We start from the raw sequence: 14114 nt of genomic DNA, 5'->3' as shown, positions 1-14114 counted from the left end.
AAACAATAATCCAGAATACCCATGAAAATATTGGTAGTAGACGACGAAAAAGACGTACAATTACTCTTCCAGCAACGGTTTCGCAAGGAAATCCGCAAGGAGGTCATTGAATTCGTTTTTGCCTTTTCAGGCGAACAGGCCCTTAAAAAACTCAATGCCATGGATCATGAAGCCGTATTGATTTTATCGGATATCAATATGCCGGGGATGAGCGGTCTGGAATTACTGGAGAAAATCCGCAAGGAATATGATAACCCCCCTCCGGTGGTAATGATGATTTCGGCCTACGGGGACGAGCAAAACCGTTCTACAGCTGCCCGGCTGGGAGCCAATGAGTTCCTGACAAAGCCTTTGGATTTCAGTCTTTTAAAAGACAAACTATTAAATCTCTCATGATGGCCAAAATATTAGTGGTAGACGATGAGACCGATCTGGAAGTACTCATCAAACAAAAATTCAGAAAACAAATCCGCGAGAATGAATACGAATTTGTTTTTGCAATCAATGGGATGGATGCATTGGAAAAATTACAGGCTAACCCCAATACGGACCTGGTCCTGAGCGATATCAATATGCCGGAAATGGACGGGCTTACGCTGCTGTCCAAGCTAAGTGAGGTAAACCCGCTCCTAAAATCCGTTATTGTTTCTGCCTACGGAGACATGGAGAATATCCGTACGGCCATGAACCGTGGGGCTTACGATTTTATAACCAAGCCCATCAATTTTGAGGACCTCACCATCACCATGGAGAAAACCCTGAAACATGTAAGACAGCTGAAGGAGACCTTAAAAGCCATCAAGGAAAATAACATCCTGAAGATGTACGTAGATGAAAACGTGCTGAACTTTATGGGCGGGCAACAGGTGGAAAACACCATCATGACCAACGAAAATATCGAAGCCACCGTAATGTTCATTGATGTATGCGGGTTTACGGCCATCAGCGAGGAAACGGAGCCAGATACGGTGGTGACCCTTTTAAATGCCTATTTTGATTTGATGGTAGGGGAGATCATTACCCATGAAGGCTATGTAGACAAGTTTATGGGAGATGCCGTAATGGCTGTTTTCCGGGGCGATTACCACCTGGACAAGGCCATTGATACCGCCCTGTCCATAAGGTCAAAAATAAACCAGTTTCCCGAATCGGATGCCCAGACGGATTACCGCCCCAAGGTTTCAATCGGGCTCAAGAGCGGAGAGATGGTTTCCGGAAATATCGGATCTGCCAGCCTGAAAAGGCTGGATTATACCGTAATCGGGGATACCGTGAATGTAGCTGCCCGGCTGCAGGGGCTGGCCGCTGAAAACCAGATTGTAATATCAGAAGCCTGCTACCTGCAGGTCAAAGAGGCCTTTAAATGCAAAAAATTGGGCGATTTTGAACTGAAGAACAAGGCAAAGCCGGTTACCTTGTATGAAGTGCTGGAGTAAAGTCCGGAAATGGAATGGGCCCTGCATGCATCATTCAGCTTTGAAGAGTAATTTTAAACCGGGGGGTTTAGGGGGGCTTTCCCCGGGATGTCAACCCTGTCCCTAAAAATGCAAAACCCCGAAGTAGAGCAGAGCTCACTACGGGGTCATCGCACTAATACTACTAAGATATAAGGCTTATCGCAATCGATCCACAGATTTTACGAGATCTTCATCCTTTTTGATAGCCCTGTTGGCCAGGACCAGTAAAACGATAGAAAAAACAGGAATCAGCATCCCAATACCCTTCTCAGAGACCGCCGTCCCTCCGGATAAATTTAGGGCCCGATACACGAAAAATCCTAGTAAAAAAAGTTGTAATAAGATATTGAAGCGATTCAATACAAATTGTGATTTTCTGTTTTTAAAGCGCAATATAGATACCACAGCCAGCAGGGCTGCAGCGTAAAAGGCAAGGGATACGGCCATTTCATCACTGGCATATACTGGGGTTCCGGAATCTTCCGTCCATAAATGCAACCAGTAAGGTAGTACCCCTGTTAACAGGGCTACCAAAAGCAGGTAAAGCGTTTGTATGCGTTGTATCAAAATACCTCTTTATTGCGGTTAGCAAAAATAAAGAGATTTTATATTTTAAGTAAACAAAGGCGATAAAACTTTATAAGCCTCCATTAAGCAATACTTAACGATTCATTATTAAGGGCTTATCTTCAGATATGCTACTTAAATTCCTTTCAAAAAGCAGGAATGTGGAAAATTATTCGTAATATTGCCTCGTTATTCGTTATAGCACTCACCACAAGGAAAACTCTTTTCCTGCAATATTCAAATAACATTTCTTCAATTTTTTAGATAACGATACAAGAAGTATAACTTTTTTCACCATTACATGTTTGAAATTTCCGAATTAAAGGCGAAGAAGCTCCCTGAGCTTCAGGACATAGCTAAAAACCTGAATGTCCCTAAATACAGAAGCCTTAAAAAATTAGATCTGGTTTACCAAATCCTGGACCTGCAAGCCAGCAACCCCAATGCAGTTAAAGAACAAAAGGCCGAATTAACCGATGGGCAAAGCCCCGCAGCAGAGCCAAAAGAAACCCCTCAAAAAAGGAACAAAAACCCCCGATCCGGTTCCCGTCCTCAGCCAAAAGCTGCTCAAAGACAAAATGGGCAGGATACAAAAGACACCCGATCAGAAAGCCAGGATTCCGGCAAACCGGATTCCAGTAAGCAAGAGTCCAGCAAACCGGAATCAAGACAAAAACGCAATGACGAGCGCCCAGCCCGAAAGGAGCAGGATTCAAACCCTAAAAATCAGGGGCGTAAAAAAGATCATGGCAACAAACACAGCGGGCACGACAAGAAGAGCAGCAGCCACGATAAAAAAAGCAGCAATTTTGACAAAGACCTGAAAAACAAATACAAGCAACCCGAATACGAGTTCGACAGTATTATTGAAAGTGAAGGTGTACTGGATATCATGTCTGACGGCTATGGGTTTCTGCGCTCTTCAGATTACAACTACCTCTCCTCTCCTGACGATATTTATGTTTCCCAGTCGCAAATCCGATTATTCGGCCTGAAGACAGGGGATACGGTTTTAGGAAATGTTAGACCTCCCAAAGAAGGCGAAAAATATTTCCCGCTTATTAAGGTCAATAAAATAAATGGCCTTGACCCGCAAGTGGTCAGGGACAGGGTTTCTTTTGAGCACCTTACCCCTTTGTTCCCAAAGGAAAAATTTAAGCTGGCGGAACGGCAAAGTACCATTTCCACCCGTATTATAGACCTCTTCTCCCCTATCGGAAAAGGGCAAAGGGGTATGATCGTTTCCCAGCCCAAGACCGGTAAAACCATGTTGCTGAAAGATGTGGCCAACGCTATAGCGGCCAACCATCCGGAAGTTTACCAGATCATTCTCCTGATAGACGAGCGTCCCGAAGAAGTTACCGACATGCAGCGCAATGTGCGCGGGGAAGTGGTTGCTTCAACTTTTGACAAAGAGGCCACCGAGCACGTAAGGGTAGCCAATATTGTACTGGAGAAAGCCAAAAGGCTGGTAGAATGCGGCCACGATGTAGTGATCCTTCTGGATTCCATTACGCGTCTGGCCCGTGCCTACAACACCGTACAACCGGCTTCCGGGAAAGTCTTAAGTGGGGGTGTGGATGCCAATGCGCTTCACAAACCCAAGCGATTTTTTGGTGCAGCCCGAAATATAGAAAATGGCGGTTCGTTAACCATTATCGCCACGGCACTTACCGAAACCGGATCTAAAATGGATGAAGTGATCTTTGAGGAATTCAAAGGTACCGGAAACATGGAATTGCAACTAGACAGAAGGATCAGCAACAGGCGAATTTTCCCTGCAATAGACCTGATTTCTTCCAGTACGCGTCGCGATGATCTATTGCTGGATGAAAACACCATACAACGCATGTGGATTATGCGTAAATACCTGGCCGATATGAACCCAATAGAAGCCATGGAATTCATGGAACAGCGCATCAAGCAGACCAAATCCAATGAAGAATTCCTGATGACGATGAGTCAGTAAAACTGATTAAAAATTAGTCAAAAGCCCGATATTTTAAATACCGGGCTTTTTTTATGCCTTCTTGCCCGAAGCTCCGGCCTGCCTGTAGTCCTAAATAAAAATTATTATAGTATTTTTAGTACAGTTTCCCCTCAAAACAAATAAATATCGCGAAAACCAATTCCATGAGAAACATCAGTTACTTTCAAAAAATCACCCTTTTTCTGGCTGCCGCCAGCCTGTTACTCAGCTGTAATGAAGCAACCAAAGGTGCAGAATCACAGTCAGAACCCGTACCAGCCCCCAGACAAATTATCAGCCTGGAAAAAGCCCAGAAATTGTATGGGAACTATACCACCAGACGGGTACCGCTGATACGGAAATACGAAGATTCCATCAACCTGAGGATGGCGGACCCAAAAATGCAGGAAGAAGCGCCCAAAAAGTTTGATGTGGCCCGTTACGGCTATTACGATTACAAAACCCTAAAACAATACCTCGCCTACATTGAACAGGAAACCAAAAAAACGGGAGACAGTATCTCCACCATCCGTATCTATTTTGCAAATTACCCTGATGAACCGGGTTACGTCCATAAAAGGCAGAGTTCCTTTATGCTTATGCCAACCGTAAAAAAAGGGGGGCGTGAATACGCATATGCCATTTCGGAAGGGGAAAAGCCGGAGGCCATCCTGATTGGGGATGACCTGCAAACCGCAGATGCCGCTCAGGCCTTTTTCGGTGAGGCAATAGACCGGAAAGCTGCAGAAGCCAGCTTAGTTCCCATGTTGTCACCCAAACCTCCGGCAAATCCATTTCAGTTGGGAGGAAGCCTGATCCTGAATGAATCTCAGATGGTGCCCCCACCCTATAACTAAGCCTTTCTGGTCCTTGGATATCATTTATATTTTACTGGATTATTCGTTTTTACCGGTGTATACCCTTACCCTGGTATTATCGTTAATGCGTTTTCCGAAATACTTCGATACTCCCCTGAGGTTTTTTCCGATTATTGTCTGCTACACGCTTATTACGGAACTTCTGGGATTTATCATTCGCACCTTCGATGAGTACGACTTTTTCTTTAACGAGATCTACAACAATTACAATACGCCCATTTACAACGTGTACAATGTTGTCTTTTGTCTGTATTTCTTCTATGTATTCAGGGCCTATATAGAATCTGAAAAAATTAAAAATCGCATCGAATACGCAAGCATCCTCTTTGTTGGGATTACCCTGGCAAACCCCTTATTGCAGGATTTTCTGACCCAGCCCCAATTTTACAGTTACATCTGCGGGGCGCTCTTATTGCTGTATTGTGTTTTTGAGTATTTCAGGCAAAACCGGCGTATGGTAGGGGTATATTTTCAAAATCGGGACCTGCTTTCCTGGATAGGCCTGGGGATGGCTATTTTTTACACGCTCTATATTCCCATCAAAATAATTAAGCATGTGTCTTTGATTACATCCGTGGAGCAGGCGATGATGGCTCGCCGTATCACCCTAAGCCTCATTATCCTGATGTACGGGTGTTACTGCCTGGGCCTTATACGAATGTTCCGGATGCGATACCAGAAGAACTAAGCGGCCCGTTCGTTTGAGTGAGCAGTAAAATAAAACCCCCGAAACCAAAGGCTCCGGGGGCTATTTTTTTAAAAGTAACAGCCAGTTACAGGCCAGCTACCTGCTTCGTCAGTTTACCCTTGAGGTTGGCAGCTTTGTTTGCATGTATGATGTTTCGCTTGGAAAGCTTGTCAATCATACTAACCACAGAAGGTAACAATGCCTCTGCTTTTTTCTTGTCCGTCTCGCTTCTCAACTTCTTGATCGCGTTACGCGTGGTTTTGTGCTGATACCTGTTGCGCAGACGAACAGCCTCATTTCTGCGGATTCTCTTTAAAGCTGACTTGTGATTTGCCATAATCTACTTCTTACTATCTTGTTTGTAATACAACTTGTAGCCCGTAGGGGAATCGAACCCCTGTTACCAGGATGAAAACCTGGCGTCCTAACCCCTAGACGAACGGGCCATTATTTCAATTAAACGGGATCCTACAAAGGTTAATTCCCTTTTTGTAGCCCGTAGGGGAATCGAACCCCTGTTACCAGGATGAAAACCTGGCGTCCTAACCCCTAGACGAACGGGCCATACCTGTTAAGCTCTATTGAGATCTCAATTAGGCAGGTGCAAAAATACAATTATTTTTGAGTCGAACAACAACTCCAGGAGATTTTTTCGACTACTAATAGGCTTTGGCAAAAAGGACCCGAAAAGGAGAAGGTTTTCCCGTTACCACGCAGGTACCTGCCTCTTTTTTAGGCTGCAGTGGAATACACCGGATGGTGGCTTTTGTCTCCTCTTTGATCCGCTCTTCGGTCTCGGCACTACCGTCCCAGTGGGCGGAAATAAAACCGCCCTTTTCTTCCAGCACCCTCTTGAAATCTTCGTAGGAATCTACCTCGGTAATATGCGCATCCCGATACTCCTCGGCCCTTTTATAAATATTATCCTGTATTTCCTCCATCAGACCTTCAATATGACCTACTACCTTATCTGCCGGGATGGTTTGTTTTTCAAGCGTATCCCGCCGGGCCACTTCAAAGGTGTTGTTCTCCAGGTCCCTTTGCCCGATGGCCAGCCTTACCGGTACTCCTTTTAGTTCGTATTCGTTGAATTTAAATCCGGGTTTGTGCGTATCCCGATTGTCAAACTTAACCGATATCCCTTTTGCCCGTAATTCTTTCAAAAGAGGCTCAATTTTTTCGCTGATGGCTTCCAGTTGGTCCAGACCCTTGTAAATAGGGACAATGACTACCTGAATAGGGGCAAGTTTTGGAGGTAACACCAGGCCGTTATCATCACTGTGGGTCATGACCAGCGCCCCCATCAGGCGGGTTGACACCCCCCAGGAAGTTGCCCAGACGTAATCTTGTGTACCCTCCTTATTTGCAAATTTCACATCGAATGCCTTTGCAAAATTCTGACCCAGAAAATGTGAGGTTCCGGCTTGCAGGGCTTTTCCATCCTGCATCAGGGCCTCAATACAATAGGTTTCTATAGCTCCGGCAAAACGTTCGCCCGGAGTTTTGGTCCCCCTGATTACAGGAACGGCCATATGGGCCTCGGCAAATTTGGTATAGATGTCCAGGATGGTTTCGGCCTCTGCAATAGCTTCGGCTTCTGTGGCGTGAGCTGTATGCCCTTCCTGCCAGAGGAATTCAGCAGTCCGGAGAAATAAGCGGGTCCTCATTTCCCAGCGCACTACATTGGCCCACTGGTTGATAAGTAGCGGCAGATCCCTGTAGGATTGTATCCATTTCCGAAAGGTATCCCAGATAATGGTTTCCGAAGTAGGGCGTACAATCAGCTCTTCTTCCAGTTTAGCGGTTTCGTCTACCACAATGCCACTGCCATCCTCCGCATTTTTCAAACGGTAATGGGTAACTACAGCACATTCCTTGGCAAAGCCTTCTACATGACTCGCTTCTTTGCTCAGGTAAGATTTCGGGATAAAAATGGGAAAATAGGCATTCTCATGGCCCGTTTCCTTAAACATCTTATCCAGGGCTGCCTGCATCTTTTCCCATATTGCATAACCGTAGGGTTTGATGACCATACAGCCACGTACTCCGGAATTTTCAGCCAGGTCTGCCCGGACTACCAATTCGTTGTACCATTTGGAATAATCCTCGCTCCGTTTCGTTAAATTTTTACCCATCTTTAGTAGTTTGGCACAAAACTTGTGCCTTTATAGTCGAAAATAGTTCGTCAAAACTAACTATTTTTAGTATGTTCAACAATATAAATTTGCATCGATGATACTTTCATTACCCCACAAAAAAATACGTTTTACCGCCCTGGTAGGCCTTTTAGGATTGCTGGGCGTCTCCTGTGGTTCCTATCAGCAGGCATCTTATTACGATAATGATGGCATTTATGGAAGGCAGGGGCAAAACGAGGTAGCGGTGCGGGACTATCGTTACGCTCAAAACGCGCCACGGCAGCAACAGCGGCAACCGCAGCAACAGCAGCAACCCAAAAATACCTATGAGGAATACTTCGGGCAGCGCGCTGAGGAGCTGGACCAAATCATGGAAAATGAAGTTTTCACAGATGTAGACGATTATTACAGCGGAGTTGAAAATGACAGCCTCATGGATTTGGAAGGCGATTACTTCAACGATTACAATAATAATTACACCGGAAACCCTGGCTGGGGAGACCGTGGAGATAATGTGACCATCAACCTCAACACCTGGGGAGGTGGCTGGAACAACTGGTACTGGAATGACCCCTGGTGGGGCGGCGGCTGGGGCTGGGGCTGGAACAACTGGGGCTGGAACCGCTGGGGCTGGAATCGCTGGGGCTGGAACAACTGGGCCTGGAATGGCTGGGGCTGGAATACCTGGTATGGCGGCTGGGGCTGGAATAACTGGTACGGCGGCTGGGGCTGGAACAATTGGTACGGCGGCTGGGGCTGGAATAACTGGGGCTGGAACAATTGGGGCTATGGCTATCCATACAGCAGGAACTATGCCTTTGCCCGTGGACGAAGGGGTTACTATAACCGAAGCAACTTCAACACCCGGGGAACGCGTTACAGCGCCCGGAGCAATAATAGCAGCAGATACCGCACCAATAGCGGGCGATCCAATCTCAACAGAGGTGCCAATCGCAGTTCCAATGTACGCAGTAACCGCTATGCGAGTGCACGGAATAATCGCTACGCCAGCGGACGTTACAATTCAGATGCAGCGGCCAGGAACAGGGCGTTCCGATCAAGCAGGAGTAGCAGGAGCTATTCAGGAAATAATCGTAGCTACAGTGGGTCTAACTCCAGAAGTTACGGCAACCGCGCCAATAATACATATCGTGGCAATTCGTCTGCAAGGCCCTCCAACCGAACTTACAGTAGTCCTAACCGATCCAGTGGTAACCGGTCTTACAGGAGTTCTGGCAGCAGGTCTTCAAGGAGCGGTGCCATCCGAAGCTCGGGCAACCGGTCTTCCCGCTCCGGATCTTTTAGAAGTTCCGGAAGCCGCAGCAGGAGCTCTGGAAGTATGCGAAGTTCTGGTGGTGGTGGCAGAAGCTCTGGAAGTATGAGGAGTTCCGGCGGAGGCAGCAGAAGCTCTGGAAGTATGAGGAGTTCCGGCGGAGGTGGCAGAAGCTCTGGTGGCCGGTCTGGCGGAAGGTCCGGAGGCAGAGGCGGACGCGGATAATTTTCAAATTCTTACTTAAAAAACTAGTCTAATGAAACGTTTAAGCACTTTCATCCTGCTCGGATTATGTACTATCGGTAGTGCACAGAGCATTAACGAGGTATTGCGGTACGGTCTGGAGGAAACCCAGGGAACAGCCCGATACCAGGCCATGGCCGGTGCCTTTGGGGCCCTGGGTGGAGATTTGTCTGCCCTGAATAGCAATGCAGCAGGATCTGCAGTTTTTAACAATAGTTTTTTCTCGGCCACTGCAAGCCATTATAATCGCAACAATGAAGCGTTCCTGGGAAATGGTTTCAGGAGTTCAGACAGGAATTATCTGGACTTAAACCAACTTGGAGGCGTATTTGTTTTCAAAAGCAACAACGGATCTCCCTGGAAAAAAATAGCCCTTGCGGTTAACTACGATATGGTACAGAATTTCGACAATGAAATTCGCATTGGCGGAACAACCTCAGTAGGAATCGATAATTATTTCCTGACCTTTGCCAATGGCGTCCCGCTTGGGCCGATCCGTGTACAACAGGGGGAATTAATAGAAGATGCCTATTTGGATATCGGGGCCAGTCTTGGCTTTGCTGACCAGCAGGCATTCCTTGGCTTCCAGTCCGGGTTTATAGACCCGGAAGACCCGGATGACGATAACAATACCCAGTATTTTTCAAACGCCACTTACAATACTGTAAATCAGGAATACTTACAGAGGACATCCGGCTACAACAGTAAATTTACGCTAAATTTTGCCGGGCAGTATCAGGAAAACCTGTACCTGGGTGCCACTATCAATATCCATTCCGTATTATTTGACAGGCTTACGACCCTGGACGAAGACGGATACGACCCTTCTTCAGCCATTCAAAGCAGCTATTTTGATAACAGGCTGCATACGGAAGGTGCCGGGTTCTCCTTCAGCCTGGGGGCTATCGCCAAGTTAAGCGACAATATTCGGGTAGGTGGTAATTACCAGTCCCCAACCTGGTACAACTTAACGGACGATTTTGCACAGCGTATCGATACGGATTTTGCCGATAAAAACCCGGACATAACTTTCATCGATTTTAACAGTGTAAACCTGTTCGAAGAATATACCATAAGGACCCCCTCAAAATTAACGGGGAGCCTGGCAATGATTTTTGGCAAGGAAGGTTTGATCAGTTTTGATTACAGCTACCAGGATATGTCCAAGGCAGAATTACGGCCCGCATCAGACCCAAGCTTTACTTCAGAAAATCAGTTTATATCTGAGCAATTGGGGGCTATCTCCACCTTCCGCCTGGGGGGGGAATACCGGATCGACAGAGTAAGCCTGAGAGCTGGCTATCGATTCGAATCCAGCCCTTATGCGGACAACCCGAGCTGGGGTGACCTGGAAGCTTATTCTGGTGGGTTTGGCTATAGCTGGGGACCCAATCGGATTGACCTGGCCTATACACGGTCCGAACGCGATTTGGGGGTTCCCATTTTGGACATCGGCCTGAGTACCGGGCAAGTAAACCAGGTTAACAGCTATGTCAGTCTGGGATACAGCGTGAATTTCTAAATGAAAGTCAAAAAGGAAATAAAAAATCGGCTCCAGGCCGATTTTTTTATTCAACGCTTTAATGAGAAGTGAGACCGCAATAGGTTTGCCACCAGCACCCCGTTTTCATCCCTGCTGTATTCCATGCGGAACCAATAGTCAGAAGAAGGCATCGGCCGGCCGTTATAGGTCCCGTCCCATCCTATGCTGGTTTCATCTATTTGCTTGAGTAATTTTCCGTAACGATCAAATATAAATATAACAGGGTCTGAAAGGGTTTCAATCCCTAATACATTCCAAGCATCGTGTATGCCGTCTCCATTAGGGGTAAAAAACTTGGGATAGCCCACCACCAGGAACGGAATGGGTTCAGTGGTCCCGCAACCGTTTTTGTCATTGATCACCAGGGTGTTTTCCCCCGGAGGTACGTCCCGGAAAACAGCATCGTCCTGGAATTCCCCTCCGTTGATGGCGTATTCGTAATCCCCGTCGCCCTGTACAAATATTTCTATGTTGTTGCTATCGGAAAGGTCTGAAAGAATATCCACCCGATCCAAAACCGGGATGCCGTAAAAAGTAATCAGGATGTCATCCGTGATGGTTGTTGCAAGGGTCGTCTCTATGCTTACGAAATACCGGCCGGAGTTAGGGCTGGCAACGGTAAGGGTGGTTTCTGCCGGGCCGCTGGCGAGTACCTGGTCTATTGTCCCGTCATCATCGAAATCCACGGACCAGGTCACATTGGCGATATTCGGTCCGGCCGGGGAATTCAGGGCCGACAAAACGATATCCGGATCTCCCTCACAGGCCACAATATCAAGGCCCAGGAATTCATCCCTCAGCGTACAGTCCAGGGCGGTATCCTGATTCTGATCTACCGAGAATCCGGTAAAAGTAAGTGAAAAGGGTTCCGGGTCCCCGTCAAAATTGGTGTTGTAATTATTGATTAGCAGGTAGTAAATTTCCCCCTGCTGAACGTTTAGCCATTCGTCATAAGTATTCTGGCTCCCCTTCAGAAATGGACGGCCTTCCTCTCCATTTTCGGGATTTACCCCCAAGCCCGTAAAACTGGTTTCATTTACTTCATAGTTACAGCGTATGGGCTGGGCGGATCCGCTGCTGATTTCGCCGCAATCCACATCAGGGCCATAAAGGGCAAAATCCCATTCGGCCGTGTCGGAGAGGGCTTCAATATCAAAGCCGATCTGTCCGTTGGTGCCTGCCCGAAACACATACCAGGAAGTGTTGTTTTCGATATTTGCCGAACTGATACTCCCTTTTTCAAGACAACCCGACTGACGAATAACATCCGGGTCAAAATCATCTATATCTCCGCTTCCATCAGCAAAGGAAAGGATGGGTGCATCTGCACAAACAGGGATGGCAGAGCGGCAGTCTGCGGAATTCTGAGCTTGCAGGCCTGAAAATGATAGAAGCAAACCAAATATTGCTAAAAGGTAAGTTCGCATAGGCTAAGGGGTACAATTTTCTGTATAGTATAACTTCAAGGAAGCTTTTTTAGTATGAATTTGGCGGGTTTTTTGACCCTTAATCGATCAAATACAGCTAACTCCCGGACTTTATCGCTTTAAGCTGAAGTGAGCGTTGAGGAATTTGGCTTCCACGCGTTCCCCCAGCTGGTTTGTATAGTTCAGGCGGAACCAGTAATCAGATGCGGGCAGGGGATTCCCCCTGAAAGTACCATCCCAGCCCGGATCGTCTGGGCTGAGTTGCTTCAGCAATTTTCCATAGCGGTCAAAAATATAGACCACCGGATTGGAAAGTTCTTCAAGTCCCTCTATTCGCCAGAAATCATTGCTACCATCAGCATTGGGAGTAAAGAAAGCATTGTAGCCAACTACAGTGATGGTTTCTGATACCGTTCCGCATCCCAGACTATCCCTCATATACAACTGATGGGATCCTGCGAAAACCTCGCTGAAAACAGGGCTGCTCTGAAAAGGACCATCGTCCAGGGCATATTCAAAATCACCAATGGCATAGGTAGTTATGGTGACCCGATTGGCCACCTGAAGATCTTCTATCAATACCTCATCTATGCTGGGAGGCGTGGAAGCGACAACCGCAACGGTCCGTTGCACAACACAGTTGGTTCCCGATTGCGTGCGACTGGCTGTTAAGGTATAGCTCCCCGGACTGCTGACATTTAAAGAGGACGTAGTCTCCCCGGTGTCCCAGGAGTACGAAACCCCTATTTCCGGATTGAGTTCCCCGATTTGGGCGACTCCGCCATTCTCGCAAATAAAGACTTCTTCGGCAAATAGCAATTGGGGCATTGCAAGCACCTCCAGGTTGAATTGCTGTGAGGTGTCAAAACAGTTTGGGTTGGTCTGCGAGCTAGTCCTCACATAAATGGTGTACAGCCCGGGGTTGAGCGGCCAGGATACAGGCAGTGCTCCTGTTCCGGAGTCTGCAGCTGCCTGACTGAGGTGGTAGCTGAGCCTGAAAGCATCCGGATCCTGCGAGCCCAGGGCCTCGGTATTTTTTAGGCTCAAATCGAAACTGCCCATATCTGCGCAAACCACTTCATCTGTGAGCGAATAGGTTGTGGGAGATGGACTGAAGGCTACCTGTACATCACTGATAATCTGGGATGGATCGGAGGTGTTGACCTGTACGCGATAGAGGGCTGAAGTAAGAGGCTGGTAGGTGGCGGCTGTTGCCCCGGCAATAGGCGTAAACCCGGATCCGGTATCCGAAAACCACTGGTAACTCACTGCATTGGCAGTAGTGGCATCTAGCTGCACCAGTTCGCCCTCACAAACCGCCAGCGGCGGGCCTAAAAGATTATCTATAATGGAACAATCAAGAGCGTCATTTGGGTTGGTCTCAAAAATGTTCCCGGAAAATTGTATGGAGAATCCCGAATTCGTATTGCTGAAATTATTGATCAGCAGGTAGTAGTCCTCCCCCGGGACCACATCGAGCCAGGGTTCGTATAAAAAGGTATCCGTAGCACCCCCGGGGTCTTCCCCCACACCCATATAGGTTCGGGATTCGGAATTATCGAAAAAATTACAGCGGACCGGATCTCCCAGGTTATTACAATCCGAGGCGCGGTAAAGCGCAAAATCCCAGTCTTCACTGGAGTCAAATCCGATATTAAACCCCAATTGCCCGCTGGCATTTGTACGAAAGCGGTACCAGGCAGAATTAGATTCTATAAACCCTGTAGTGGTCTCCAGCAGGCATCCGCTGCGGTCGGCTCCGGAAAAGTCATCCGTACCAAAGCCGTCTGTACCTCCATTGACGGGGGTATTACTGCATATGGGTATAGCAGTGCTGCAGTCCTGGGAAATCTGTCCGTTCAGGATATTCAGAATTCCCAGGAATAAGATCCCGATAAGCCATAATTTTGGCTGCATTTTTCTGGTCTATA

12 protein-coding genes and 2 tRNA genes are annotated in these 14114 nt (G+C 47.2%); 7 read left to right on the top strand and 7 right to left on the bottom strand.

The features are described 5' to 3' along the window. Positions 1–21 precede the first annotated feature (21 nt). Both ACT6NU_RS10115 and ACT6NU_RS10110 read left to right on the top strand, forming a co-directional pair. Positions 22–396: a response regulator gene (locus tag ACT6NU_RS10115; RefSeq protein ID WP_445381551.1), complete on the top strand. Its 375-nt coding sequence runs from the start codon at positions 22–24 to the stop codon at positions 394–396. Next, positions 396–1436: an adenylate/guanylate cyclase domain-containing protein gene (locus ACT6NU_RS10110; protein ID WP_445381550.1), complete on the top strand. Its 1041-nt coding sequence runs from the start codon at positions 396–398 to the stop codon at positions 1434–1436. The genes ACT6NU_RS10115 and ACT6NU_RS10110 overlap by 1 nt, the downstream gene beginning before the upstream one ends. A gap of 177 nt (positions 1437–1613) precedes the next feature. Here the strand turns inward: ACT6NU_RS10110 and ACT6NU_RS10105 are convergent, their stop codons facing one another. Further along, positions 1614–2024: a DUF4293 family protein gene (locus ACT6NU_RS10105; RefSeq protein WP_445381549.1), complete on the bottom strand. Its 411-nt coding sequence runs from the start codon at positions 2022–2024 to the stop codon at positions 1614–1616. Between the two features lie 301 nt (positions 2025–2325). Between ACT6NU_RS10105 and rho the strand changes: the two genes are divergently transcribed. From rho to ACT6NU_RS10090, 3 genes are all read left to right on the top strand, one after another. Next, on the top strand, positions 2326–3993 hold the full coding sequence (rho, locus tag ACT6NU_RS10100; protein ID WP_445381548.1) for a transcription termination factor Rho: 1668 nt from the start codon (positions 2326–2328) through the stop codon (positions 3991–3993). 164 nt (positions 3994–4157) lie between these two features. Next, positions 4158–4850 carry a hypothetical protein gene (locus ACT6NU_RS10095; RefSeq protein ID WP_445381547.1) on the top strand — a complete coding sequence of 231 codons (693 nt, stop codon included), beginning with the start codon at positions 4158–4160 and terminating at the stop codon, positions 4848–4850. Between the two features lie 13 nt (positions 4851–4863). Continuing rightward, positions 4864–5559: a hypothetical protein gene (locus ACT6NU_RS10090; protein ID WP_445381546.1), complete on the top strand. Its 696-nt coding sequence runs from the start codon at positions 4864–4866 to the stop codon at positions 5557–5559. Positions 5560–5644: 85 nt separating this feature from the next. Here the strand turns inward: ACT6NU_RS10090 and rpsT are convergent, their stop codons facing one another. The 4 genes from rpsT to proS form a co-directional block, all read right to left on the bottom strand. Beyond that, a complete protein-coding gene (gene rpsT / locus ACT6NU_RS10085; protein ID WP_445381545.1) occupies positions 5645–5896 on the bottom strand; it encodes a 30S ribosomal protein S20 in 252 nt (83 codons plus the stop codon). A 37-nt stretch (positions 5897–5933) separates the two neighbouring features. After that, a tRNA-Glu gene (locus ACT6NU_RS10080) sits at positions 5934–6005 on the bottom strand. 46 nt (positions 6006–6051) lie between these two features. Then, positions 6052–6123 (bottom strand) — tRNA-Glu (locus ACT6NU_RS10075). 95 nt (positions 6124–6218) lie between these two features. Then, entirely contained in the window at positions 6219–7694 is a 1476-nt protein-coding gene (gene proS / locus ACT6NU_RS10070; protein ID WP_445381544.1) for a proline--tRNA ligase, read from the bottom strand. A 97-nt stretch (positions 7695–7791) separates the two neighbouring features. Here proS and ACT6NU_RS10065 point away from each other — a divergent pair, with 97 nt between their 5' ends. Then, positions 7792–9195: a hypothetical protein gene (locus ACT6NU_RS10065; RefSeq protein WP_445381543.1), complete on the top strand. Its 1404-nt coding sequence runs from the start codon at positions 7792–7794 to the stop codon at positions 9193–9195. Between the two features lie 31 nt (positions 9196–9226). Next, positions 9227–10735, top strand: coding sequence for an OmpP1/FadL family transporter (locus tag ACT6NU_RS10060; RefSeq protein ID WP_445381542.1), 1509 nt, complete (start codon positions 9227–9229; stop codon positions 10733–10735). Positions 10736–10785: 50 nt separating this feature from the next. Here ACT6NU_RS10060 and ACT6NU_RS10055 read toward each other — a convergent pair whose 3' ends face one another. Together ACT6NU_RS10055 and ACT6NU_RS10050 are read right to left on the bottom strand one after the other, a co-directional pair. Next, positions 10786–12183, bottom strand: a complete 1398-nt coding sequence (locus ACT6NU_RS10055; protein ID WP_445381541.1) for a T9SS type B sorting domain-containing protein — start codon at positions 12181–12183, stop codon at positions 10786–10788. Between the two features lie 111 nt (positions 12184–12294). Further along, positions 12295–14100 (bottom strand): T9SS type B sorting domain-containing protein, encoded by a 1806-nt coding sequence (locus ACT6NU_RS10050; RefSeq protein WP_445381540.1) that lies wholly within the window; start codon positions 14098–14100, stop codon positions 12295–12297. Positions 14101–14114 lie beyond the last annotated feature (14 nt).

Source organism: Robiginitalea rubriflava (assembly GCF_052540725.1).
Note: the sequence above shows the minus strand (reverse complement) of the source record. Positions and strands in the feature narration are given on the sequence as shown.